This is a genomic window from Thioalkalivibrio sp. AKL9 (assembly GCF_000377825.1).
Lineage (GTDB): Bacteria > Pseudomonadota > Gammaproteobacteria > Ectothiorhodospirales > Ectothiorhodospiraceae > Thioalkalivibrio > Thioalkalivibrio versutus.
The window spans coordinates 23,589-47,989 of the sequence record NZ_KB905112.1; the positions used below are offsets into that span (position 1 = coordinate 23,589).

At 65.3% G+C, this 24,401-nt stretch carries 27 protein-coding genes and 1 tRNA gene; 7 read left to right on the forward strand and 21 right to left on the reverse strand.

Features of this window, described 5'->3' with window-relative positions; all coding sequences use genetic code 11:
- Window positions 1–49 precede the first annotated feature (49 nt).
- From D573_RS0110140 to egtD, 4 genes are all read right to left on the reverse strand, one after another.
- Window positions 50–253 carry a hypothetical protein gene (locus D573_RS0110140; protein ID WP_018938510.1) on the reverse strand — a complete coding sequence of 68 codons (204 nt, stop codon included), beginning with the start codon at window positions 251–253 and terminating at the stop codon, window positions 50–52.
- Between the two features lie 61 nt (window positions 254–314).
- Complete coding sequence (gene ppx, locus D573_RS0110145; RefSeq protein ID WP_018938511.1) at window positions 315–1,814, reverse strand: exopolyphosphatase; 1,500 nt, start codon at window positions 1,812–1,814, stop codon at window positions 315–317.
- 2 nt (window positions 1,815–1,816) lie between these two features.
- Complete coding sequence (locus D573_RS0110150; protein ID WP_018145479.1) at window positions 1,817–2,329, reverse strand: histidine phosphatase family protein; 513 nt, start codon at window positions 2,327–2,329, stop codon at window positions 1,817–1,819.
- A gap of 5 nt (window positions 2,330–2,334) precedes the next feature.
- The gene (gene egtD / locus D573_RS0110155; RefSeq protein ID WP_026287968.1) at window positions 2,335–3,357 is read right to left on the reverse strand and encodes an L-histidine N(alpha)-methyltransferase; all 1,023 of its coding nucleotides are present in this window, start codon (window positions 3,355–3,357) and stop codon (window positions 2,335–2,337) included.
- Window positions 3,358–3,428: 71 nt separating this feature from the next.
- On the opposite strand from egtD, the gene egtC reads away from it, so the two are divergent.
- Genes egtC through D573_RS0110170 form a run of 3 tightly spaced genes read left to right on the forward strand, consistent with a single transcriptional unit; the run spans window position 3,429 to window position 6,179 of the window.
- Window positions 3,429–4,211 (forward strand): ergothioneine biosynthesis protein EgtC, encoded by a 783-nt coding sequence (egtC, locus tag D573_RS0110160; protein ID WP_018938513.1) that lies wholly within the window; start codon window positions 3,429–3,431, stop codon window positions 4,209–4,211.
- A gap of 15 nt (window positions 4,212–4,226) precedes the next feature.
- Window positions 4,227–5,417, forward strand: coding sequence for an SUMF1/EgtB/PvdO family nonheme iron enzyme (locus D573_RS0110165; protein WP_018938514.1), 1,191 nt, complete (start codon window positions 4,227–4,229; stop codon window positions 5,415–5,417).
- A 12-nt stretch (window positions 5,418–5,429) separates the two neighbouring features.
- Window positions 5,430–6,179, forward strand: coding sequence for an SIMPL domain-containing protein (locus D573_RS0110170; RefSeq protein WP_018938515.1), 750 nt, complete (start codon window positions 5,430–5,432; stop codon window positions 6,177–6,179).
- Between the two features lie 654 nt (window positions 6,180–6,833).
- Here the strand turns inward: D573_RS0110170 and D573_RS0110175 are convergent.
- From D573_RS0110175 to D573_RS0110240, 14 genes are all read right to left on the reverse strand, one after another.
- Window positions 6,834–7,523 (reverse strand): hypothetical protein, encoded by a 690-nt coding sequence (locus D573_RS0110175; protein WP_018145474.1) that lies wholly within the window; start codon window positions 7,521–7,523, stop codon window positions 6,834–6,836.
- A 77-nt stretch (window positions 7,524–7,600) separates the two neighbouring features.
- Window positions 7,601–8,818: a flagellar hook-associated protein FlgL gene (gene flgL / locus D573_RS0110180; protein ID WP_018938516.1), complete on the reverse strand. Its 1,218-nt coding sequence runs from the start codon at window positions 8,816–8,818 to the stop codon at window positions 7,601–7,603.
- Window positions 8,819–8,839: 21 nt separating this feature from the next.
- Window positions 8,840–10,735 carry a flagellar hook-associated protein FlgK gene (gene flgK, locus D573_RS0110185; protein ID WP_018938517.1) on the reverse strand — a complete coding sequence of 632 codons (1,896 nt, stop codon included), beginning with the start codon at window positions 10,733–10,735 and terminating at the stop codon, window positions 8,840–8,842.
- Between the two features lie 62 nt (window positions 10,736–10,797).
- Window positions 10,798–11,838, reverse strand: a complete 1,041-nt coding sequence (gene flgJ / locus D573_RS0110190) for a flagellar assembly peptidoglycan hydrolase FlgJ (RefSeq protein WP_018938518.1) — start codon at window positions 11,836–11,838, stop codon at window positions 10,798–10,800.
- Window positions 11,838–13,055, reverse strand: coding sequence for a flagellar basal body P-ring protein FlgI (locus tag D573_RS0110195; protein WP_018938519.1), 1,218 nt, complete (start codon window positions 13,053–13,055; stop codon window positions 11,838–11,840). The genes flgJ and D573_RS0110195 overlap by 1 nt, the downstream gene beginning before the upstream one ends.
- Window positions 13,056–13,082: 27 nt before the next feature.
- Window positions 13,083–13,781 (reverse strand): flagellar basal body L-ring protein FlgH, encoded by a 699-nt coding sequence (gene flgH, locus D573_RS0110200; protein ID WP_018938520.1) that lies wholly within the window; start codon window positions 13,779–13,781, stop codon window positions 13,083–13,085.
- 4 nt (window positions 13,782–13,785) lie between these two features.
- Entirely contained in the window at window positions 13,786–14,574 is a 789-nt protein-coding gene (flgG, locus tag D573_RS0110205; protein WP_018145468.1) for a flagellar basal-body rod protein FlgG, read from the reverse strand.
- A gap of 45 nt (window positions 14,575–14,619) precedes the next feature.
- A complete protein-coding gene (flgF, locus tag D573_RS0110210) occupies window positions 14,620–15,360 on the reverse strand; it encodes a flagellar basal-body rod protein FlgF (protein ID WP_018145467.1) in 741 nt (246 codons plus the stop codon).
- Between the two features lie 32 nt (window positions 15,361–15,392).
- The gene (flgE, locus tag D573_RS0110215; protein WP_017942430.1) at window positions 15,393–16,640 is read right to left on the reverse strand and encodes a flagellar hook protein FlgE; all 1,248 of its coding nucleotides are present in this window, start codon (window positions 16,638–16,640) and stop codon (window positions 15,393–15,395) included.
- 43 nt (window positions 16,641–16,683) lie between these two features.
- The gene (locus D573_RS0110220) at window positions 16,684–17,358 is read right to left on the reverse strand and encodes a flagellar hook assembly protein FlgD (RefSeq protein ID WP_018938521.1); all 675 of its coding nucleotides are present in this window, start codon (window positions 17,356–17,358) and stop codon (window positions 16,684–16,686) included.
- Between the two features lie 10 nt (window positions 17,359–17,368).
- A complete protein-coding gene (flgC, locus tag D573_RS0110225; RefSeq protein WP_018145464.1) occupies window positions 17,369–17,788 on the reverse strand; it encodes a flagellar basal body rod protein FlgC in 420 nt (139 codons plus the stop codon).
- Window positions 17,789–17,815: 27 nt separating this feature from the next.
- Window positions 17,816–18,223: a flagellar basal body rod protein FlgB gene (gene flgB, locus D573_RS0110230; protein WP_019563558.1), complete on the reverse strand. Its 408-nt coding sequence runs from the start codon at window positions 18,221–18,223 to the stop codon at window positions 17,816–17,818.
- 216 nt (window positions 18,224–18,439) lie between these two features.
- Window positions 18,440–19,255, reverse strand: a complete 816-nt coding sequence (locus D573_RS0110235) for a protein-glutamate O-methyltransferase CheR (RefSeq protein WP_018145462.1) — start codon at window positions 19,253–19,255, stop codon at window positions 18,440–18,442.
- Between the two features lie 203 nt (window positions 19,256–19,458).
- Window positions 19,459–20,397 (reverse strand): chemotaxis protein CheV, encoded by a 939-nt coding sequence (locus D573_RS0110240; protein WP_018938523.1) that lies wholly within the window; start codon window positions 20,395–20,397, stop codon window positions 19,459–19,461.
- 522 nt (window positions 20,398–20,919) lie between these two features.
- On the opposite strand from D573_RS0110240, the gene flgA reads away from it, so the two are divergent.
- The 4 genes from flgA (at window position 20,920) to D573_RS0110260 (ending at window position 23,351) form a co-directional block, all read left to right on the forward strand.
- Window positions 20,920–21,597: a flagellar basal body P-ring formation chaperone FlgA gene (gene flgA, locus D573_RS0110245; RefSeq protein ID WP_018938524.1), complete on the forward strand. Its 678-nt coding sequence runs from the start codon at window positions 20,920–20,922 to the stop codon at window positions 21,595–21,597.
- Window positions 21,598–21,736: 139 nt separating this feature from the next.
- The gene (flgM, locus tag D573_RS0110250; RefSeq protein WP_018938525.1) at window positions 21,737–22,051 is read left to right on the forward strand and encodes a flagellar biosynthesis anti-sigma factor FlgM; all 315 of its coding nucleotides are present in this window, start codon (window positions 21,737–21,739) and stop codon (window positions 22,049–22,051) included.
- Between the two features lie 15 nt (window positions 22,052–22,066).
- Window positions 22,067–22,552, forward strand: coding sequence for a flagella synthesis protein FlgN (locus tag D573_RS0110255; protein WP_018938526.1), 486 nt, complete (start codon window positions 22,067–22,069; stop codon window positions 22,550–22,552).
- 82 nt (window positions 22,553–22,634) lie between these two features.
- A complete protein-coding gene (locus tag D573_RS0110260; RefSeq protein ID WP_018938527.1) occupies window positions 22,635–23,351 on the forward strand; it encodes a flagellar brake protein in 717 nt (238 codons plus the stop codon).
- An 83-nt stretch (window positions 23,352–23,434) separates the two neighbouring features.
- Here D573_RS0110260 and D573_RS0110265 read toward each other — a convergent pair.
- The 3 genes from D573_RS0110265 to D573_RS0110275 form a co-directional block, all read right to left on the reverse strand.
- Window positions 23,435–23,511: transfer RNA gene (locus D573_RS0110265), tRNA-Pro, on the reverse strand.
- Between the two features lie 248 nt (window positions 23,512–23,759).
- On the reverse strand, window positions 23,760–24,116 hold the full coding sequence (locus D573_RS0110270; RefSeq protein WP_018140933.1) for a MerR family transcriptional regulator: 357 nt from the start codon (window positions 24,114–24,116) through the stop codon (window positions 23,760–23,762).
- Window positions 24,100–24,399: an integration host factor subunit alpha gene (locus D573_RS0110275; RefSeq protein ID WP_018140932.1), complete on the reverse strand. Its 300-nt coding sequence runs from the start codon at window positions 24,397–24,399 to the stop codon at window positions 24,100–24,102. The genes D573_RS0110270 and D573_RS0110275 overlap by 17 nt, the downstream gene beginning before the upstream one ends.
- Between the last annotated feature and the right edge of the window lie 2 nt (window positions 24,400–24,401).

A 24,401-nucleotide genomic window follows, 5' to 3' on the forward strand; every position in this document is an offset into this window, starting at 1 on the left:
TCATCCCATCCTGCGACCCGGCGGCTGGCTGAACGTCATGGCTGTCAGGTCAGGATTTGCCGTGGTCCCGGTCCGCTGAAGCGGTGCCGGAACGCGGGACATCGTGCATCCCGCCCAGCAAGCTGACCTCGGCGTCGCCGTGCCGCAGCCGTTCCTGCAGCAGGAAGGGCAGTGCCAGCAACCGGTTGTGTCGCATCAACCGAAACCCAGTCGCCGACCACCAGATGCCGATCCACTGCGGCACCGCGAGCACTTAGATCCAGACCACCAATGTCAGAATCCTGCGTTCCTTGTGTCAGGTTCGGAATAGGGGCTCACTCGAACTCCAGTTCCAGCTTGTGGCGCGCCCAGTCCTCGCGTTCCGCATCCAGATCGGCGCGCGTTAGCGGGTGGGTATCCAGCCAGTCGGGCGCGAAGGTCAGCGTCAGACCCTCCTGTGTCGCCTCGATGCGCTCCAGCGGCACCGGATCCGGCGCGCGCGAACGATGCAGCAACACGGCCAGACGCAGCAGGGCCGCCATGAACAGCAGCGGCCGCGCGCGATCCTCTCGCACCCCGGACAACAACTTGGGCTTCAGCCCGCCCCGGTGCAGGCGCACCAGCCACGCCAGCTCGGCCTGTTCGGGCTGCGAGAAACCCGGCAGGTCGGCCCAGGTGAGGATGTACTCCCCATGTTTGTGGTATTTGCTGTGGGCCAGTGCCAGGCCGATCTCGTGCAGTTCGGCCGCCCAGTCCAGGCGTTCCGCGTCGTCCTCGCCAAGCTCCCAGGCAGCGCGAACGGCGGTCACCAGGCGCGCCACCGTCGCCTGCACCCGCTCCGCCTGGGACGCATCGACCGCGAACCGCCGGCGCAGATGGTGAATGGTGCCGCCACGCACGTCCTCGTGCCGAAAACGTCCCAGAAGGTCGTGAATCACGCCCTCGCGCAGGGCCCCGTCCGAGGGGTGCAGCCGTTCGATCCCCAACGCCTCGAAGGCACCCAGAAGCACCGCAAGGCCACCGGCAATCACGGGCGCCCGGTCCTCGGCCAGACCAGGCCATTTCAGCCGCTTGATGGCCCCCTGCTCGATCAGCGCATCGCGCAGCCGCTCCAGGTTCTCGCGGCTTACACCCGGCGCCTCGTCCAATTCCCCCTCATGCACCATGCGGTCCAGCGCCAGGATCGTACCCGACGCCCCCAGCGCCTGCTCCCAGCCGGCCGCGCGGTAGGCACTCGCGATCGGTTGCAGCTCCCGCTGCGCCTGCAGTTGCGCGGCTGCGAAGGCCTTGCGCGTCAGTTTGCCATCGGCGAAGAAGCGCTGGGTGAACGTCACGCAGCCCATCTCCAGGCTCTCGGCCAGGACCGGCTCGAAGCGCTCTCCAATAATGAATTCGGTACTGCCGCCACCGATATCCATCACCAGCCGGCGACCGCTATCGTCCGCCAGCGCATGCGCCACACCCAGGTAGATCAGCCGCGCTTCCTCGCGCCCGGCAATGATCTCAACCGGATGCCCCAGGGCCTCTTCCGCGGCGCGCAGGAAGGCGCGGCTGTCGTCCATCTGGCGCAAGGTGTTGGTGCCGACCACGCGCACGCGGCCGCGCGGCAGCTGGCGCAGTCGCTGGCCGAAGCGATCCAGACAAGCCAGGGCACGCTGCCCCAACTCCGGATCCAGTTGTCCATCGGGATCCAGACCGCTGGCAAGACGCACCGTTTCCTTGATGCGGTCGACCTTCAGGACCTCGCCGTCCTGGCGCCGTGCCACGATCATGTGAAAGCTGTTGGATCCCAGATCAACGGCCGCAACCGTCTCGGCATCGTTCTCCGTGTGCATGTTCAATCCGCCTCACCGCCGGCCAGCCGTTCGAGGATACGTCGGGGCAGGTGCCAGGCGAGCTGCATGGGGCCCGGCAGCGCGCCCGTCAATCCGCAGGCATCGCCCTTGCCCATATGAACCAGACTCCGCCCGCCCGTCGTGCCCAGCAGACAGCTTACGAGCAGCGACAGGTCCGGCTCGTGTCCCACGATCACCAGTCCACCATCCGCCGGGAGATTGCGGGCCAGGGCCTCGACCTCCAGCCCCGTGGGTTGTCCGGGCGCCAGCCATTTCTTCTGCCGCACCGGGACATCCAGCGCCTGGGACAGGGGGATCGCCGTCTGGCGGGCCCGCAGATAGGGGCTGCAAAGGAGCTCGACCGATCCCGGCAGCAGATCCCCGAGCGCCTGCGCCATGCGTACCGCACTCACCTGGCCCTTGTCGGTCAGCGGCCGGTCACGATCTGCCCCGTCCCAGTCGCCGGGGTTTCCGGCCTGGGCGTGCCGCACCAGCACCAGCCGCGGTGCGCGCATCCCGCTCAGTCCGCCCCCGGCCGCAGCAGAAACAGGGAGTACCACTCCTCGGGCGCCGACCACTGTGCCGCATGTTCGAGCCCGGCCGCCGTCAGCAGACGGTCGATGGCCTCGCGGCTGAACTTGCGCGAGATCTCGGTCCGGATCACCTCGCCTTCGGCGATCTCCAGAACCGCCTCCGGCTCCGACACGCGCACCGTCTGCTGTCGCCGCGACACCAGGTGCATCTCGATCCGCGAGAGGTCTTCGACGAACGGAGCGCGATGCTCGAAACCCTCCGGATCGAAGTCCGCCCCCAACTCGGTATTCAACACCGACAGCAGGTTCAGGTTGAATGCCGCGGTTACCCCCGCCGCATCGTTGTAGGCCGCCTCCAGGACGGGGCGCGGCTTGACCCGGTCCAGCCCCAGCAGCAGCCGGTCTTCGGGGTTCATGGTGTCGCGGATGCGTCGCAGCAATGCAGCCGCCTCGGCGTCCTCGAAATTCCCCAGACTGCTGCCGAGAAAGGCAAACAGACGCGGACCGTCGGCTTGTGCACCGGAAACATCGGCCAGATGGGTCAGCGCCGCCGCGTAGTCCCCGCACAGGCTGTCCACCCGCATCTGATCGAAGCGCTGCAGGAGTCGCGCGCCGGCCTCGTCGAGGATCTCGGCACAGACATCGTTCGCGACGTAATGGGGCGCGGAGACGCGGGCTTCCAGCGCCGCCAGCAGGTACTCGGTCTTGCGCGACGTCCCGCTGCCGAGTTCAAACAGCGTGCGCGCCCCGGATGCCTCCAGGATCGCTTCGGCATGCCGCTCCAGCAGGTCGGCCTCCAGGCGCGTGGGGTAATACTCCGGGGTATCGCAGATCGCATCGAACAGCTGCGATCCGCGCGCATCGTAGAAATACTTCGGCGGCAGGGACCGGGGCGGCTCGAGCATCCCCGCGCGGAAATCGGCCAGCAAGTCGGCGTGGGCGTCGCGTTCCTCCACCACCTGGCGGCTGTAACGAGGGGAAATAGAGACAGCTCTGGGTTCGGCGGACATCCGGGCTTCCGTATCAGGGTGGTTTACGGCACGCTAGCACGAAACCCCGGACGCCCCAACTGACCCTAGCCATGTGCCGACACCTCGCCTATCTGGGTCCTCCGATCACGCTCCGCAGCTTGATCCTGGATCCGCCACACAACCTGATCGAGCAAGCCATGGCCCCGCAGGAGCTGGTGTATGCCCGCGTCAACGCCGACGGCTTCGGCTTCGGGTGGTTTGGCGAGGGGGGCATTGCGCGCCACTACCGGCGCGCCGATCCGCTCTGGCAGGATCCCAACCTGGTGGATCTGGCCAGCGACATGACCCAGCCCCTGTGGGTTGCCGCCATCCGCAGTGCAACCCCCGGCTTCGGCGGCGACACCGTCAACGCCCAGCCATTCGCGCGCGATGGCCTGCTGTACAGCCACAACGGCCTGATCAGCCGCTTCCGTCCCGACATCCGGCGCCAGATCCAGAACATCCTCAGCCAGGAGGTCGAATCGAGCATCGAGGGAACCACCGATTCCGAATACCTCTTCGCCCTGGTCCGGCAATACCTGGCCGATGACGATAACGCGACGCTGGAGGGCGCCCTCGGCGAGGCGTTCTCCACCGTGGAGACCTGGCTGGGGGCCGACACCGCCCTGCTGAACGTGATCCTGTCCGACGGCCGCCGCATCATCGCCAGCCGCCATGCGGTCAATGCGCCCTGTCCCAGCCTCTACTACACCACCGATGACGAGACGTTCCCCGACGACAGCGTGGTCGTGGCCTCCGAGCCCCTCACCGACCGCGAACGCTGGCGCCCGGTCCCGCCCGGCCATCTTCTGATCCTCGATCCCGACGAACCGCCGGAACTCCTGGCGCTCTAACACGCTCCACCGGATATGAATGCCGCCCATCCGCAGCCGAGTGCAAGCCCGCACCCATCCGACCTCCTGGACTGCCTGGCGACCCAGCACGACCGCCTGAACACGGCACTGGAGTCGACACCGGGGAACGAATGGCGCAATCAGTATCACCCGGACCTGAGTCCCATCGGGTGGCACTACGCCCATTGCCATTTCATCGAGGCGGTATGGCTTCACGAACGCATCCTCGGTGAACCTCCGCCCGACCGGCGCGACTGGCACGATCTCTACTTCCCGGAACAGAGCCCGAAGTGGCGCCGCGGCGGAAGACTCCCGACGCGCCCATCCCTGCTGGAATGGGGCAAGGCCAGCCAGCAACATCACCTGGACTTGTTGCACAACCATCCGGCGGTGCGGCGCCATCCCCTGCTCGAGCGGGACTACCTGACCGGTTTTCTCGCGCAGCACCACGCCATGCACCTGGAAAGCCTGGAGCAGGTGCGCTGGTTCGCCCGCCTGCATCGCCCCGCCCCACCCCGAACGCAGGAGCCAAAACCCGCACTGGCGGCTGGCGGCGACTGGATCGAGTGCCCGGGCGGCGAACATGTCAGCGGCAGCGACGCGGCGACCGCCTTCGACAACGAGCGGGGCCTCCACCCGGTCCGGCTCGCGCCCCACACGATCCGCTCCCATCCGGTCTCCAATGCCGAGATCGCCGCGTTTATCGAGGCCGGAGGCTACCGCCCGGGCCCCCACTGGGACCCGCCGGGTCGAACCTGGCTGGTACAAACGGGCATCGAGGCACCTCTCGGGTGGTGGAAGCTACCCGACGGGACCCGGGTACAAACCCTCCCCCACGGCACCCAGACACTCGATCCGCATGCACCCGCCGTGGGACTCTCCTGGTTCGAGGCCTCGGCCTACGCCCGCTGGGTGGGTGCCCGCCTCCCCCACGAACACGAATGGGAACACGCCGCCCAGGCCGGGCGGTTGCGCGCCACGGGCCAGGTATGGGAATGGTGCGGCAACACCTTTCAGCCCTACCCGGGCTTCCAGCCGTTCCCGTACGAGGAATACTCCCTACCCTGGTTCGACGGCGAACACTACGTTCTACGCGGCGGAAGCGCCTGGAGCGATCCATTGCTCACCCGCTCTACAATGCGCAACTTCTTCACCCCCGAAAAACGTCACGTGTTCGCCGGCCTCCGGCTTGCGCGCAATCTGTAGAGGTTCATGAACATGCCACCGAAGAACACCCCCCTCGCGTCCCGCCCGTCCTGGCTCGTCGCCGGGCTCGCCGCCCTGGTCCTGGCGTTTCCGGCTACGGCCATCGCAAGCGACGGCGGAACCACGCTGGCCCTGACCGGCAAGGCCGAGCGCCAGGTCGCCAACGACCACATGACCGTGCTGATGACGACCGAGGCCCGCGCCCCGGAGGCCGCCTCGGCCGCTGCCACCGTCAACCGGAACATGCAGGCCGCACTGGAACGCGCCGGCGAACAGGATGGGATTGACGCCCGCACCATCGGCTATTCCACCCGCGCCATTCACGACTCCGACGACCGCAGCCGCATCAATGCCTGGCTGGTCCAGCAGAACCTGGAACTGACCGGAGCCGATTTCGATCGGTTGACCGAACTGGTCGGCGCGCTCCAGCAGCGGGACCTCAACGTCAGCCAGATCCGATTCTCCCTCAGCCCCGAGGCACGCCAGGAACATCGCGAGGCGATGATCGAAGAGGCCATGGAAGACCTGAAGGAACAAGCGCGCGTCATCGCCCGCTCGCTGGGGGCCACGCACCTGCGCACGCTGGAAGTGGAATTGCCGGACGACCACTACGATCGGCCACAGCCCATGATGGCCATGCGCGCCATGGACGAGTCAGCCAGCCAGCCGTCGCTGGAGGCCGGACATTCCACCCTGACCCTCAGCGTGCGTGGACGCCTGCAGGCCCTGGGCGCCGAGACCCTGCGCGTCACCCCGCGTTAGCACCTACCTCACCGTAGGGTGCTGTGAGGTGCCAGCCGAACCGCACCGTTCCCATGCGGTCCCCGGTCCCCGAGCGCCCCGCGCCACGATCGGTGCAATTCGCTGCGCTCATTGGCACCCTACGTCGTTCATGATCAGGGATAGCCCTCGGATATGTAGAGTCCGTAAACCGCCCCTCGGCGGGCTACCAACGGGCGCCTCAAGGCCGTACGCAGCCCAAGCCGACGCCCGCAGCAAACAGCCCCCAATCCTCATCCCGGCCACAGCGCTCCCATTCTCGTCATCCCGGCCGTAGCGCTCCCCTCCCCGTCATCCCGGCCGTAGCGCTCCCCTCCCCGTCATCCCGGCCGTAGCGAAGCGAAGAGCCGGGATCTCCGTACGCGGGGACGCCCCAATGCCCGAGCCATCCCCGACGATGGAGATCCCGGATAACCGCTGCGCGGTTTCCGGGATGACGGGCTCACGGTGAGGATCCGGGCGGCCTATGGGCTGGGTATTCCATGCCATCGCCGTTTATGCGTTGCGTATCCCGGAACATCGAAACGCATCAGGAGAACCGCAAACGACCCGCACTCCGCGCCTAGTAGAGGCACCGACGGAAAAACGATCGTGAGCGGGAAACAGTGTGATTCGCGGACGGACTCGGGGGCGGCTTCAGCGGGCCAGTTCCAGCACCAGTTCGCCGTCGCGGACCTCGATGGACTCGATGCCCGCGCGCAGTTGCTGGAAGGGCTCCAGCGCCAGCAGGTCTTCGTCCTTCAGCCCGCCCAGCCAGGCATCCGGCAGCGGGATTCCGGCGACGCTCACGCCGACCAGGCGCGCATGCACCCGCCCATCTTCGGTCTCGAAGCGCACCCCCGAGCGTACATTCAGGACACGACCTCCCAGCAGCGGGATATCCGCCGGAACATCGATGCGCACCCGAGTGCTGACCTGCCCCGGCGTAAGACGCATCGCCACGCGTCCGGCCAGGTCCGGGTCCTGGGCGATCAGGGCATTCAGTTCGCGCTCGCTGAAGCGCACGCTGCGCGCCTCGGCGCGTTCCTCGTAGAGTTCCGGGACCAGCGGCTCGGCCTCGGCGTCGAGATCGATGATCGGTTCTCCGGGCGCCTGATCCGGGCGGGGCTCGGCATCGCGCGGCCCCAGCGCCTGCAACTTGGCCTCCAGCTCGGCCTGCTCCTCGACGTCCAGCGTCACCGCCTCGGGCTCGCCCGACTGCAGGTGGATCACACCCCAGAAGCCGGCCCACAACGCAGCCAGGATCAGCAGGACAATCAGGTAGCGCGGGGGACGCCCGGTGGAACGGTACTGGATGGGCGCGGAGGGTTCGTTGTTCTTGGCCATGCCGGACTCTCGCAGATCAGGACGGCGTTATGGTCGCACAAAGGCGCAACCATGGCCCGCCCACCAAAGAACTCGGATCAGAGGAAGTCGAACAGCGACAGTCGGTTCACTTGAGTATAGGTCTGCTGCGCAGCCTGCAGGGCCACCTGCTGCTGATTGAAGCGGCTGATCGCCTCGGCGTAGTCCAGGTCGCGAATCTCGGACACCGCACTGTTCAGGTCCACCAGCCGGTCCTCGTTCAGATCCTTTTGCTGGTCAAAGGTCTTCAGGCGCGACCCCACCTCGGCGCGGATGTCGCTGAAATTCCCAAGCACGGTGTCCAGGTCGGCCAGGGCCGTGTTGGTCGCGGTAGCCAGGTTGGCCCGGCTCGTACCGCTGGCGCCGCCCTCTTCCAGGGCCGCGATGATTGCATCCAAGGTTTCGAACACACTCTTGTTCTGCGCCGGACGGGATACCACCTCGTCTCCAATCTCCGGGGTGCCACTCAGGGTTATCGAACGCCCCTCGAATGTGATCGCCTCACCGGGTACATACGGGCCGGCAACCGTGTTGCCGGCCCCGTCCGTAATCTCGTAGCCGATCTCACCGTCCCCAAGATCGACGAACGTGATGGTGTAGGTTTGATCGGTCAGCGCAGTCGAGTCATTGACGCCAGTCTGTTCAACCACCAGACGACTGCCTGGCTCGCGATTCGTGACTTCGGCCCCGATCCGCCCATCGTTCTCCGGGATATCCATGAACACGCGCGCACCGGTGTCGCCCACCGGGATCTTCCGGTTGGCGGAGATTGCCACCTCGCGGACACTCCCGGCTCCCTCGGCCCCTTCGTAACGCACCGCACCACTGCCATCCTGCTGGAAGGGCTGCTGCAACGACTTCGTGCCGGCGAAGAGGTATTCGCCGTTCGGGTCCTTGGTGTTGGCGATGTCGAACATCCCTTCGCGCAGCTGGCGTAGTTCGCCGGCGAGATAGCTACGGGTCTCGTTGGTCTGGCTGTCGTTATTGCCGGCCACAACCAGCTCGCGCGCCCGCTGCAGCAGGTCCGTGCTGCTTTGCAGGGCGGACTCTTCCTGCTGCAGGCGCGGCTGGGTGTTGTCGATATTGCGCTGGTATTGCTTGGTGGCCTGGATGATGCGTTCGAACTGATTGACCTGGGTCGCACCGCTCGGGTCATCGGACGGCGACAGGATGCGTTCCCCCCGACCCATCTGCAGCGAGGTCCGGTTGAGCTCCGTCTGGCCGCGCTGGATCTGGTCGATCCCGGTCTGGAAGATCTGGGTGGTCGAAATACGCATGTTCGTGTCTCCCGGTGGGCGCTAGCGGCGGACCGCGCCGAGCAGTGAATCGAACAGCGAATTGCTGACCGAGATGACCTGGGCCGCCGCCTGATAGGCCTGCTGGTAGCGGATCAGGTCCGCCGCCTCTTCGTCCAGATTGACGCCGGAGACCGCTTCGCGCTGGGCACGCGCCTGCTCCAGCTGCGCATCGGCCGATTCCTGCGCGACCTGCGCCTGGCGCGTGCGTGTGCCGACATTGGCCAACAGGCTGTTGTAGCCATCCCCGAAGGTACGGTCACCACCCACCAGCCGCTCGTCCGACAGATCATTCATCGCCAGCATGTTGCGGTTGTCACCCGGATAGCCCTCGTTGCTGCTGACCTCGAAGGTATCGCCGTCGGCTGGCGTACCGCGGATCTCCATCTGCCAGCCATTGAAATCGATGGTCGTCACGCCATTGTCACCAAGCTCGAAGGTTTCGCCTCCGACAAGGAATGCCCCGTTAGGCCCGATACCCGCATCGAATTCAATCTCGTCCGGCTCGTCGGGGGGGATCGATTCCAGATCAATCCCCGCATCAGTGGCACGAACAGACGCGATCGATGCATCCCCAGTATTGTTCTCGCCAAGGTCCGCCCTCACGGCGGCGGCTGCGGCGATACCCGAAGGGTCCGTCATCTCCACCGAGAGATCCCGTGCGCCATTGCGAGTCGGCTGGATCAACCAGCCATCCCCTTCCTCCTGTCCGTCAATTGTAGCGGTATCCACAATGATCCCGTCCGCCTCAAGGACTCCATTGCCACTCGCCACGACCTCACCATCCGACAGCTTCCGCAGTTCATAGTCCGTACCGTTATAACTTAGGCGGTAATCGGACGTGGTCAGGTCGCGCACGTCGCCGAATTCGACAGAAGGAACATCATCAGACCCATTGCCGGGGAATCCGCGCACCGCCGGATCGCCGATCCCGAAGATATCCCCGCCCAGCCCGTCGTTCAGATCCAGCCCAAGGTTGTTCTGGTTGTTGAATTCCTCTCCGATGCTGATCGCGAGGCGGCCCAGGGTGTTCTGGGCCTCGTCGATGATGCCGCTGCGGGTCTCCAGCAGTGCACCCAGCTCGCCGCCCTGGATGAAGCGGGAGATGTTGACCGGATCGCCGCTGGTGGCCAGCCCGATGTCCGGCGAACGCGGATCACCGGTCAGCGACTCGGCTACCAGTTCGCGGTTGTTACCGCCCAGTACCAGCGCCTGGCCGTTGCCGACGAACACATTGACCGCACCGTCATCCTGCTCGGTGATGCGGACGTTCACCTTCTCCGCCAGCTGGTTCAGCACGCGGTCGCGCTGGTCCAGCAGATCGTTCGGGGTGCCTTGGGTGGACTTGGACACGATCTCGCGGTTGAGCCCGGCGACCGCCTCGGTCAGCGAGTTGATCTCGTCGACGTTGGTGCGGATCTGGCCGTTGATGATGTCGCGCTGCTCCTCGATGCGCCGGTCGATCGAGGCGAATCGCTCGGCCAGAGACTCCGCTTCGGTCAGGAAGACCGTGCGCGCGGCTCTGGAGGTGGGGTCGTTGGCCAGATCCTGGCCGGCGTCGAAGAAGTCCTGCAGCACCGGCGTCAGCCCGGAACTGGAGCTGCCCAGCAGGTCGTCGATGCGCCCGGCCAGCGACGCCTTCAGCTCGGCGTTCGACTGATCGGAGATCGAGTTGCGCAGCTGGGTATTCACAAAATCGTCGGAGATACGGCGGATCGTGTCCACCTGCACGCCCTGACCCTGGAAGCTCCCGCCCAGGAACTGCGGCGTCAGGTTGGACAGCTCGGTGCGCTGGCGGCTGTAGCCTTCGGTCGCCGAGTTCGCGATGTTGTTGCTGGTGGTGCCGATCGCGCGCTGGAACGCCAGCAGCGCGGAGGTGCCGATGCCGGACGCGCTCATGCCCGTGCCTCCCGCGACAACGCCTGTTTAATCATCGGACTGGGCCGTTTCTGCTTCATGCTCTACCCCTTGGTACGGGTAACGGCCGCATCGGCCGCGACTTGAGTCGATCCGTTGTCACGATGCGCGGCCATCTGGTCGCGCACCCGCAGGACCTTGTCCGCGTAAGCCGGGTCGGTGGCATAGCCGGCATCCTGCAGCTCGCGGATGTACTGCGCGTCATCGCCGGCCTGCAGGGCCCGGTGGTAACGCGGGTTGTTACGAATAAAATCGACGTAATCGGAGAACGACTCGGACGGATCGGCATAGGCCCGGAAGCGTGCCTGTTCGCGCTGGGCGACGCCCTCGCGGAACTCCAGCGTGCCCACGGAGACGCGATCGCCATCCCAGCGGCTGTCGGCCTTGATCCCGAACAGGTTGAAACTCGGCTGGCCGTCGGCCCGCGACGGCACGTGCTGCCCCCAGCCGGTCTCCAGCGCGCTCTGCGCCAGCAGGATGCCGGGCTCGACGCCCAGCTCCGCCGCGGCATCCCGCGCCAGGGGTTCCAGGGTCTGCACAAAGTCCGCGGCGTCCCGCGGCGGCCAGGCGATGGGGGCCGGTTGCGGCGCCGCCTTGCGAGCCGCCTCCGGCGACACAGCTTCCGGGCGTTGCGGGCCCACCGGGCGCAACTCGAATTCCGCCTCGCCCTGCAACGCCCGCAGGGTATCCAGCTCCGACCGTCGACGCGGCATTTCCAGAGCCGCCTGGCGCTCCGGATCATTCAGTGTCTCGGGATCGACAGGCTGCTGGGCGGAGAGCTGACGCATCAGGGCATCACGCAGGCCGATGCCGTCGCCCTGGCTCATGGCCTTGGCGTACTCCTGATCCTGCATCTCCAGGTACATCTCGCTCTGGTCGTTGTCGAACAGGCCGTCGCCCAGAGAGGCCTCACGCATCTGCTTGAGCATCTGGCCGATCAGCATGGCCTCGAACTCGCGAGCCACGGCCTCCAGACCCTTCTGATCGCCCGAACGCGCGCCCCGGGCCAGGTCCTGCAGACCACTGGGGTCCGAGGCCATGGCCGCGCGGGCCTGCATCTGGGTATCGACGCCCGAGCCAATCATCAGATCACCACCAGCTCCGCGCGCAGGGCACCGGCCTCGCGCAGGGCCTCCAGGATCGCGACCAGATCACCCGGGGCCGCGCCGACGTTGTTGACCGCGCGGACAATCTCGTCCAGCGAGGTGCCCGGGTCGAACAGGAACATGGTGTTGTCACCCTCCTCGATCGCGATGTCGGTATCCGGCTGGATGGCGGTCTCGCCCTCGCCAAAGGGCGCAGGCTGGACCACTTGCGGTGCCTCGCTGATGGTGACCGTCAGGCTGCCGTGGGAGACGGCCGCAGGCGTCACCTGCACACTGGAACCGATCACCACGGTCCCGGTACGCGAGTTGACGATCACGCGCGCCGGCGGTGTGCCGCGTTCGATCGGCAGGTTCTCCAGCTCGGCCACGAAGCCGACCCGGTGATCCGGGTTCGCCGGCGCCCGCACCCGCACGGACGAGCCGTCGAGGGCATGGGCCACGCCATGGCCGAAGGTATCGTTCACCGTCTGCACCAGGCGGTTGGCGGTGGTGAAATCCGGTCGGTTGAGGTTCAAGGTGACGTGATCGCCCTGGGCGAACGCGGTTGGGACCTCGCGCTCCACGGTTGCGCCGTTGGGGATACGGCCGACGCTGGGCACGTTCACGGTGATGCGCGAGCCATCGGTGCCTTCCGCGCCAAAACCGCCCACGATCAGATTGCCCTGGGCGATGCTGTAGGTCTGGCCATCCGCCCCCTTCAGCGGTGTCATCAGCAGCGTGCCGCCGCGCAGGCTGGTCGCGTTGCCCATGGACGACACGGTGATATCGATCCGCTGACCCGCCTTGGCGAACGGTGGCAGTTCAGCCGTGACCATCACCGCGGCCACGTTGCGCAGCTGCGGGTTGCCCGCATCCGGCGTCAGCCCCAGCTGGCCCAGCATGTTGTTCAGGCTCTGCACGGTGAACGGGGTCTGGGTGGTCTGGTCCCCCGTACCATCGAGGCCGACCACCAGGCCATAACCGATCAGCTGGTTATCCCGCACGCCGGAGACGCTGGCCACATCCTTGACCCGCTCCATGTAGCTGCGCTCCTGCATGGCCACCTGCTGCTGCATCGCGGTCTGCGCCGAGACCGCGGCGCTCCCCAGCCCCGCCACCAGCAGCGCCGCCAGGAGCAGTAGCCCCAGCCGGCGCCAGTCGCCGAAAGGCGCAGCCGGTAAGCCTGAGGCGCGTTGTGTCGTGCGTGTGGAATCCATGTCGTACCTCGCCACGGTCATGCCGGGTCAGAAGGGCCAGATCGGGCTGTTGAAGAAGCGCGTGATCCACCCGGGTGTGTTGCTGTCCGCCAGTACGCCGGAACCGCCGTAGTACACGCGGGCGTTGGCCACCTGGGTGGAGAGCACGGTGTTGTTGGTGGTTACGTCCACTGGGCGCACGATCCCGCGGAAGCGCACGTACTCCTCGCCCTGGTTGATGCCCAGCCATTTCTCGCCCTGCACGACCAGGTTGCCGTTCGCCAGTACCTCGGCCACGGTCACGGTGATCTCGCCGTCGAGCTGGTTGCTCTGCGAGGAGTCCCCGGACCCATTGAAGTCCCGCGAACTCGAGTTGCTCGCCCCAAACAACGGGCGACCGTTGAACGTGGCATCGCGGCCGAAGGCCGAGAGATTGCCCAGCTCCAGGTTGGAATCCTTGCCGGTGGAAGTCGACGCCGACTTCTGCGCGTTGGTGCTCTCCGCCAGGATGACCGTCAGGATGTCGCCGACATTGCGCGCCTTGTAGTCCTCGAACAGCCCCTGGGAGTGGGCGGCCTGGTAGATGCCGCCATTGTTCTGCGACTGCGGGACCGGCTGCGCCGGCATCACCGGCTGGTACTCCGGGTTGTCGTCCGGCTTGGTCGTCTGGGTGGCGGCGCAGGCGGACAGCAGCAACGCGGCGGTCACGGCCAGGGCCGGGCGGAGAACGGTTCCGAGGCGCGTCATCAGATCACCCGATCGTCTGGTTGACGAACTGCAGCGACTGGTCGGCCGCGGAGATCGCCTTGGAGTTGACCTCGTAGGCGCGCTGGGTCTCGATCATGTTCACCAGCTCCTCGGCAATGTTCACGTTCGAGGTCTCCAGTGAGCCCTGCACCACGGTGCCGGTGCCGTTCAGGCCCGGCAGGGACTGCTGCGCCACGCCCGAGGCCGCAGACTCGCGGAACAGGTTCTCGCCCACCGCCTGCAGACCGGCCGGGTTCACGAAGTCCGCCAGCTGGATATTGCCCAGCTCCACCGGTGCGGCCTGCCCCGGGATCTGCGCGGTCACCGTGCCGTCCTTGCCGATCGAGAGGGACTGGGTGTCCTCAGGCACGAACAGGCCTGGCTGCAGCGGGTAGCCATTGGACATCACGACCTGGCCATCCGAATTCAACTGGAAGCTGCCGTCCCGGGTGTAACCCACATTTCCGTCCGGCAGCAGGATCTGGAAGAACCCGCGGCCCTCGATGGCCATGTCCAGCGAGTTGTCCGTCTGCTGCAGGTTGCCCTGCTGGAACATCTTCTCGGTGGAGACGGCGCGCACCCCGGTACCGATCTGCAGGCCCGAGGGCAGCTGCTGATCCTGAGTGGCCTGGGCGCCTGGCTGGCGCACGGTCTGATAGATCAGATCCTCGAACACCGCCCGGTCCTTCTTGAAGCCGGTGGTGTTCACGTTGGCCAGGTTGTTCGAGACCGTCGACATGCGCGTGTGCTGCGCGTCGAGGCCGGTCTTGGCGATCCACAGTGCCTGGTTCATGGTGTTCTCCTGTTTTCTCTCAAGTGCCGCGCGAGTCCCGGGAAATTACCCGAGGCCCAGCAGGCGGTTGCTGCTTTGTTCCAGCGTGTTGGCGCTGTCCATCATCTTCACTTGCATCTCGAAGTGGCGGGACAGCTCGATCATCCGTGTCAGCGCCTCCACCGTGTTCACGTTGCTGCCCTCCAGCATCCCGGAGACCACGCGCACCTCGGCATCCGCCGGCGCCTCGCCCCCTTCCGCCAGGCGGAACAGGCCGTCATCCCCGCGCTGGAGCTCGTCGGTGTCCGGGTTGACCAGGCGGATGCGTTCCACCGCCGCCAGGGCCTCCGGGCCCACGCCCAGGGGGCGCACGCTGATGGTGCCGTCGGTGCCGATCTCGATCTGCTCCGCCGGCGGGATGGCAATCGGACCGCCATCCCCCAGTACCTGGTGACCCTGCGCGGTGCGCAGCAGCCCAAAGGCATCCACATGCAGCGAGCCGGCGCGGGTGTAGCCTTCCTCCCCGTCCGGGCCCTGCACCGCGATAAAGCCTTCGCCCTCGATGGCGATATCCATATCGCGCCCGGTGCTCTGCATCTTGCCCTTGCTGAAGTCCACCGCATCGTTCCCGATCTGGGTGTAATCACGCGAGGCATGGCCCGGCCCGCGCACCGGCAAGGTGTCCGCCGTAGCCAGGGCCTGGCGAAAGCCGTCGGTATTGGCGTTGGCCAGGTTGTGGTTATTGATGGCCTGTGCGTGCATCGTCTCCTTCGCACCGGACATCGCGATGTACAGAAATCGATCCATGCTCAAGCCCTCTTCAGCGTCTCATCCGGGACTTAACGGATGTTGATGATCGTCTGGGTGACCTGATCGGCCGTGGAGATCGTCTGCGCGTTCGCCTGGAAGTTGCGCTGCGCGGTGATCAGATTCACCAGCTCCTGGGCAATATCCACGTTGGAGGCCTCCAGCGCACCGGCCTGGATGGTCCCCAGGTTGCCGGTCCCGGGCGCCGCAAACACTGGCTCACCAGCGGCAAAGGTCTCGGCCCAGTTGTTGTTCCCCAGCTGCTCCAGCCCCTGCGGATTGGTGAAGTTGGCCATCGCCACCTGACCCAGCACCGTCGACTGACCATTGGTAAAGCGGGCGAACACCACACCTGAGTCGTCGATGTCCACACCGGTCAAGCGCCCCGAGGCAAAGCCGTCTTGATTCAGGTCGTTGACCGAATAGTCACCGCCATACTGGGTGGTTCCGGCAAAGTCGATATCAACGTCCAGACCCGCCGCGCCATTCGGAAAATCAGGCGTGGTGAAACCGAATTCGGTCGGATCGTCCAGCGTTCCAGAATCATTAAAAGTTAGGTCGAACGGCCCCGCATCGAAGACCACTGGGTCACCCGCAGCATCTACCCCCGCATTGATCCGAGTGTGGGCCTCCCACTGCAGATCGCCGGTCTTGACGAAAAATACATTCGCATCGCGGGCAGTCCCGAGCGAGTCATACGCTGTCAGGGCCGTTGAGAAGCTATAAGTCTCGGGGTCCGCCGGATCGAACAACGCGGGGTCAAGGTCCTCGGCATCGGAACGCAGATTAACAAGGGCCTCGATCTCGCTTGTTGCCTGCGGGGCTGCATCGCCCGTTTGCAGGCGAATATCCTCGAGCTGCCCCGTGTTGAAGCTCGGGTCCGCGCTGTTGGGGTTCTGCGGTGGATACCCCTGCAGCTGTTGCCCCTGGTTATTCACCAGGAACCCGTCGCGATTGACCTGGAATTCACCGGCGCGGGTATAGGCGGTGCTGCCCTGGTCGTTCAGGACGAAGAAGCCCTCGCCGTTGATGGCCAGGTCCAGGCCGTTCTCGGTGAACTCGGTGCGGCCCTGCGAGAACTGCTGGGTCACCGCCTGCAGGCGCGTGCCGGAACCGATCGCCGTCTGGCTGATGCCGCCGAAGCTCTGGGCAAACACGTCACCGAATTCCGCCCGCGAGCGCTTGAATCCGGTGGTCCCCGAGTTGGAGACGTTGTTGCCGGTGGTCTGCAGGTCGGCCTGGGCCGCGTTCAGTCCGCTCAATCCGATATTGAAGGGCATGGGGTGTTTCCTCCGTTAGGGTTCGTTCGACGCGCGCCGGTCGTTAGCCGCCAATCCGCCGTACATCCGAAAAGCTGATCTCGCCCAGGCCTTGCACGGTCAGTGCCAGCCCGGAATCGTTACCCACCGCGACGCTCTCCACGCGGGCATCCAGGAAGGTATCCACGGCCTCGGACTGAGTCCCGGAGCGGGCCGTGGCCTTGAACTCGTAGACGCCCGGGGGTGCGAAGGTCCCGTCGTCGCGCATGCCGTTCCAGCTGAACTCCTGCAAGCCGCTGCCGGCGGCGCCCAGGTTCATGCGGCGGATGCGCTCGCCGTTCGGGCTGTAAACGTCGATCTGCAGCTCCTCCGTGGAGCGATCCAGGTCCACCGCACCCTTGACCATGCCGTCCGGACCCAGCTCGCCGAATTCGACGGGAACCAGTACGTCCTTGCCTACCAGGGAGGCCGCCTGCAGCGTCTGGTTCTGGCCCAGCGACTGCGCCAGCTGCTTGAAGGATTTGGACAGCTCCTCGATGCCGGTTACGGTCGAGAACTGCGCCATCTGGCCCAGGAAGTCGCCGTTGTCCATCGGCTCCATCGGGTCCTGATTCTCCAGCTGGGTCGTCATGAGCTTGAGGAAGTCGGACTGGCCCAGGCGGTCCATGTCCTTGTCCTGTTTCTGCTCGGGGCGCGAGAGGCCCAGGCGATCCAGCAATTCGGGGGATATCTGTGTCATCGATGGCTCCCTAGCCTTGACCGATCTGCAATGTGCGCTGGAGCAGCTGACGCGAGGTCTCCATCACCTCCACGTTGGCTTCGTAATTGCGCGAGGCGGACATCATGTTGGCCATCTCCTCCACCACGCTGATGGCCGGACGGAAGATGTAGCCCTCCTCGTTGGCCTGCGGGTGATGGGGTTCGTAATGCGCATGCGGCGCCGCCTGCGACTCGGTCACGCCGGCCACCCGAACGGCCGTCGACGAACCGTTCGGGTTGGCCTGGTCCATCACGCTCTGGAACAGCACCTGCTTGGCGCGATAGGCCTCGTCGGGGTTGGTCGCGGCGGTGTTCGCGTTGGCCAGGTTCGAGGCCACGGTGTTCAGGCGCACCGACTGCGCCGACAGCGCCGAGGCGGAGGTATTGAACAGACTGAAGAGGTTGCTCACGACATCGATCTCCCGATCAGGTCCGCGTTAGCGGTCGCCCCGCAGGGCTTCGCGGATGCCGGAGACCCGGCGATTGAGGAATTCCAGGCTGCTCTGGTACTGCACCGCGTTCTCGGCAAAGGCAGCCCGCTCCATCTGCGGGTCCACCGTGTTGCCATCCAGCGACGCCTGCGAGGGAACGCGGTAAAGGGCCTCGACCTGCCCGTTCATCGCGCCGGCGTTGGGGTCGAGATGCGCCGCCTGGCTGCGCGCCATGGGCAAGCTATTGCCGCCGCCGGCCGCGGATTCGAGCACCGCACGAAAATCGATATCCCGCGCCTTGTAGTTCGGGGTATCCGCGTTGGCGATGTTGGAGGCCAGCAGCTCCATGCGCTGCGCCCGCACATTCACCGCCTGCGGAGAAATACCCATCGCCTTGTCGAGAGAGAGACTCATCGCTTCCGTCCTGTCCGCCCGTGGCGGACCCTCGCTTGGAGAACGGGGCGCACCGATTGCGACCCTTCGCAGGGGGACTGAAGCAATCGTTATGCCATTCTCGAGCGGCGTGCCGCAGGGGCGCAGGCACAGCGGGCAGCCAGGGGAAGGGATGGAACGACTCGCCGCCCGCATTGCACGGGCGTTCCCGGGAATCAGCCCCGGGGCTGGATTACCTCAGGACTTCAGACGAAGTACCGAGCCGTACTCGGTTCGTACGGTCTCGAAAGCCTGGGTATAGGGCCCTGCGGTCTCGGAAGCGCCAAGAAACAGATACCCGCCCGGATTCATCTGCCGGGCGATAGCGTCAAGAACCTGTCGCTTGGTGTCGCCCGAGAAATAGATCAGCACGTTGCGGCAGAACACCAGGTCGAACTTGCCCAGCGCCGCATAGCTGTCGATCAGGTTGAGCTTCTGAAAGCGACAACGCCGCTGCACATCCGGGATCACCTTGTGGCCATCCGCGACGGTCTCGAAGAAGCGCGCGCGCCGGCTCTCGCTGAGCCCGCGCACGATGCTCAGGCCGTCGTACACGGCCCGCCGCGCATCGTCGAGGATCTTCTCTGACAGGTCCGTGCCCAGAATCGAAACCGGTACCTTCCGGGCCGGCCGCGACTCTTCCCATTCCGAGACCACCATCGAGATCGTATAGGCCTCCTGCCCACTGGAGCAGCCCGCGGACCAGACCTTGATGCTGCCTCCCTTCGCGGCCAGTTCCGGCAACAGCACGTGACGCAGGATCTCGAACGGAAAGCCATCGCGGAACCAGGACGTCTCGTTGGTCGTCATCGCATCGATCACGCGGGTGCGCAGGCGCGGATTCGGGGCCTGCCGCATGGCATGCAGCAGTTCCGGGACGCTCTTGAAGTCAAACTCGTCGAGCAGGCGCGACAGACGACTGGAAACCAGGTACTGGCGGCTGTCGCCCAGCACCAGACCGCAGCAGTCCTGCAGGAAGCGGGAGAACTCCTCGTAGTCGCGGGAATCGATCACCAAGTCATCCCTGAGCGCTGTCCATCGTGATTAGGCATCCTGATGACGAATCCTTGGCCGGGGCCTCTTGGCCGAAAACCGGGGTGATCCCGAAGATCGGGTCGAGTATACGGCGTCGCGCGCATGGCACCATACAGCCCGAGTGGCGGCCACCCGTCGCCGCTCCGGGCTTGCCGAGCGGCAACGCGGTTCCGCCCGACCGGTCATTCGGCCTGTTGATCCGGGCGCCCGGTCTGGTCCAGCACCGCATTCGCCAGCTCGTCGGGATTGAACTTGGACAAAAAGGCATCGGCCCCGGCGCGCTTGACCATATCCGTGTTGAATTCCCCACTCAGTGAGGAGTGCAGCAGCACCCGCAAGTTCTGCAGCGCGGGATTGTCCCGGATGCGCGCGGTCAGGGTGTAGCCATCCATGCGTGGCATCTCGATATCCGAGATCACCAGTTCGACCTGGTCGCCTACCGGCCCTTCCGCGGCCTTCTGCTCAAGGAAGTCCAGTGCTTCCTGGCCATCCTTGAAGACATCGTATTCGAAACCGAGTCCCTTGATCGCCCCCTCGATCTGCTTGCGCGCCACCACCGAGTCATCGACGATCACAACCTTGCGCCCGCTGGCCTCGCGGGCGTTCTCGCGGATGTATGGCGATATCTCGCTGGGCAGCGGGTTCACGATGGAGAGCACCCGTTCGACATCGATAATCTCGACCAGCTTGTTGTCGATCTCCGTGACGGCCACCAGGAAGGATTCGCGCCCGGTTCCGCGCGGGGGCGACTTCACGTCCTGCCAGTTCACGTTGACGATGCGGTCCACGGCCGACACCCAGAAGCCCTGCACCGAACGATTGAACTCGGTGACCACCACCTTCTGCTCCCCGTTGTCGACCGCCCCGACGGCGCCACGCAGGCCCATCGCTCGCGCCAGGTCAATGATCGGCACGGTACCGCCACGCAACGTCGCCACTCCGCGTACCACGCTCATGGAGCCGGGAATCTGACGCAGCGGCGGCGACGGAATCACCTCGCGGACCTTGAAGACATTGATCCCGAAGGTCTGCGACCCGCCCAGATGGAACAGCAGCAGCTCCATGCGGTTCTGCCCCACCAACTGGGTTCGCTGATTCACATCGTCAATGAATTGACTCATCGTGCCGCTCTCCTTGCCCCGATTGCTCTTAGCACCGGACAGGCCTCAAAGGCCAAGTGTGCACCGCGCAACCCCGGCCTGTCATTTGCATTTGCGTGCATGCGCCTTCTGACGCCGCCTCATGGCCATAACGGCCGCCCCCGACGGGCCTTGAATGCGCGCGCGGCGCGGGATGCCCATTCATTGGCACGACATCTGCATGTTTTTGCGTACTGAAACCGCACGCGACTCGCTCGACATCGACGCAAGATCCGTCAAACCCGAGCCATTCGCGCACAGTCCGACGCCCGCACCGAACTGGCTGCGCAGGACAGGACCAAACAGGACCGCGACATGAACCAGCGCCGACCCATTTCAGAATTTTCTTCCGCTGCCAGGAAGACGCTGATCCGTTCGCTCGTTCGCGTTGGGGCCCCCTTCGTTCCGGAAAAAGGCGGCCGGTCCGGTGCCTCGCCAGCGAGCGTGATCGCCTCGAACGCAAATGTGCGAAGCATTCCGCGTCTCCTTGCCGGAGTCGCCCTCTTGTTCATCCTGGTACTGCTGTCTACCAGCGTCCGGGCCGAAGTCCACCCGGTTGACGACATCCGCCACGCCGCCGAGCAGTTCCTGATTCAGGAACTGGGCGTTACCGATACCGAAAAGGATGTTTCCATCGAGATTGGCCAGCTCGACAAGCGTCTTCGCCTCGTCCCCTGCGCGGACGGCCTGGAAGCGCGTTTCCCACCCGGCGGGCGGCGTGACGGCAACACCGCTGTCCATATCCAGTGTGCCGGCCCGGTGACCTGGCAGTTATACGTGCCGGCGACGGTCGAACGGTACGCCGAAGTGCTGGTTGCGAACCGTACCCTGCCGCGCCAGCACACCCTCTCGGCGGGCGACCTGCGTTTCCAGCGAATCGAGACCTCGCGCCATGCCGGCAGTTATCATGAGGAAAAGAGTGCCCTGATCGGCCAGCAGACCCGGCGCAGCATCCGCCCGGGTCAGATCATCGGAACCCAGCACGTGAGCCCGCGCGAGATCATCAGTCGCGGCCAGCGAGTTACCATCCTGGCAGAGAACGGCTCAATCGCCATCCGCATGCAGGGCGAAGCGCTGGAGAACGGGACGCTGGGCGAACGAATCCGCGTCAAGAACGCATCCTCCGGGCGCGTCGTCGAAGGCGAAATCCAGGCCTCCGGCCACATCCGGGTAGCGCTTTGAGGCCTCGCCCCACCGGGCACGCCAACGATCTTCGAAGCGGACTGTGAAGCCCGTTACACTTTTCCGCCCCCGAGGCCTACAGTTTCAGCAACGCTGGCCGTAAACAATTGCAGCACAGTTACAACGACAGGAAGGCATCATGGATATCAAGGGCCTCAATACGAACAGCCTGCGCCCCGACAGCCAGAACCCCGGGGTAAAGGGTCGCGACGAGTCCGGCAACACGGCAAGCCGTGCCCCGGCCTCCGGTAACGCATCGACGGCAAACAATGATTCAGTCACGCTCACCGGGGCCGCCCAGGCAATGAATGCCGCGGCCGGCGCGGGCGACACCGCCCCCTTCGACGCCGCCCGCGTTGCCGAACTGCGCGAGGCAATCTCCAGCGGCAACTATCCAGTGGACAACCAGCAGCTGGCCGATCGCATGATCGACCTCGAAAGCCTGCTGCGCTAACCCGGTCTATCGCCCATGAATGCCGACGCGCACCATAAACTGCAACGCTCGCTCGAGACCTCAATCCGGCTGGCTCATCAGCTGGAAGAGAGTCTGCTAAAGGAGACGCGCGCGGTCGAAGCGCGCCAACCCGATACGCTGCAGGACGTGGTGACCGGCAAGCAGACCCTGCTGCATGAACTGGAAACCGAGACCCGCAACCAGCAAGGCCTGGTCGAGGCCGCCGGCGAGGCCTTCAGCCCCGAGGGCATCGCGCGCCTGTTCTCGAAGATGGACGATGGCGTCGTACTGAACGACCTTTGGCAAGCCCTGCGCCAGTCCATCGAACGCTGCGACACTCTGAATCAAGGCAATGCGCGCCTGATCGACCGTGACCGCCAGCGCGTGGAACTCTCCATGCAGATCCTTCGCGGCGAGGAAACCGGCCCCGCGGCCACCTACGACCCGTATGGCCGCGCCCGGCCCGGAAACCGCGGCGGACGCCAGATCACCCAGGCATGAGAGGCCGGTGCTGGTGGAGGCTGGCTTTTCGCGGCATCCACCAGTACCTTGCGTCCTCACACCTTCCTAACACTTCGGACGCATGGACGACACGGACTATACCGTCGATAAGCCGGACCGGATTGCCGGCATCCTCAAGGACCTCGACCACAAGCTCACCGTCGTGAGCGTTCGCGTGGATACCGACGCCCCCCTGTACACCTCGGCCCTGGTCCGTCTGGACCCAGCGGCCAAGGAACTCTTTCTCGACGAGCTGACCCCGCCTCGCGCGCACCAGCAGGTTCAGGCCGGCATGGACTTGCGCGTATTCGCCGCGCTGCGCGGGGTTGCAGTGCAATTCGGCACGCATGTAACACGCATCGAGCAGGAGCAAAAAGGCGCGCTCTACGTGTGCACCTATCCGGAAACTCTGTACTACCTGCAACGCCGCGAAACGTTCCGCGTGCACATCCCGATGGCCCAGCGGCCTCAGATCGAACTCCATGCAAAGGCCTGGAAGGATCCCGTGATTGGCGAGGTTGCCGACCTCTCTGCCCAGGGCATGTGCATCGAGTTGTCCACCACCCTTCTGGATGCGCTTGAGGACCAGGCAAACCTGGCCTTCGAGAACCTCTTGCTCCCCGATGTCAGTGAACGCCTTTCCGGGGACCTGCGGCTGGCCAACCGTCGCCGCAGCACGCGTGATGGCTTTGAGTTTGCAGGCTTCGAGATCGTCGGAATGACCCAGTGGATGGAACGCCAGACCAACATCGCCCTGCTCCATTACCAGCGCGAGGCGCGCCGCCGCTCGATGGATTGAGCCTGAGCCCAGGCGACGCCGCCACCTGCAACTCCGAACACAAAAAAGGCCGCTTGAAGCGGCCTTTTTTGATCGTTCCTGTTTGGTCGGGACGGCAGGATTTGAACCTGCGACCCTCTGCACCCCATGCAGATGCGCTACCAGACTGCGCCACGCCCCGAAGCCGCGAACTATATCCGATTCCCCGCCTTCACGAAAGCATCGGCCACCCCATTGCTGCGAGATCCGTGCGGACCATTCGTGCCACGTACACCGAGAATGGCCCATTGATGCGACTCGCTGCGCTCGTCGCATCCTACAGAGCGGAAATTTCGAACTGGAGTTGGGTTCAGACGGACACCGTAGGATGCGATAAGCAAGGCGAATCGCATCAACACAACGTCCGGGCGCCCCCCTAGGGTCGGAGCCTCAGGCGCGCAGAACGCGCAGAACCGACTCAAGCTCGGAGATGGTGTCCTGGATAATCTGCTGGGCCTGCTGGCGATCACCCTTGGCTTCGTCGCCGGAGAGCTTCTGACGGGCACCATTGATGGTGTAGCCCTCTTCGTACAGTAGTGCGCGGATCTGACGGATCAGGATCACGTCCTGACGCTGGTAGTAGCGACGGTTGCCGCGCCGCTTGACCGGCTCCAGCATCGGGAATTCCTGCTCCCAGTACCGCAGCACATGCGGCTTGACCTGGCACAGCTCCGCGACTTCGCCGATGGTGAAGTAGCGCTTGCCCGGGATGGCGGGCAGTTCCTGGTGGTTACTCGCCTCCAGCATAGCTCTCTACCCGCTCGCGCAGTTTCTGTCCCGGCCGGAAGGTCACCACACGACGCGCGGAGACCGGAATCTCTTCGCCCGTCTTGGGATTGCGCCCTGGCCGCTGGTTCTTGTCGCGCAGGATGAAATTCCCGAACCCGGAAAGCTTCACGCCCTCGCCGGTCTCCAGCGACTGCCGCATCTCCTCGAAGAACATCTCGACGAATTCCTTGGCCTCGCGCTTGTTGAGACCCAGTTCCTCGTTTAGCGCGGCGGCGAGATCCGCCTTGGTTACAGCTGCCATCG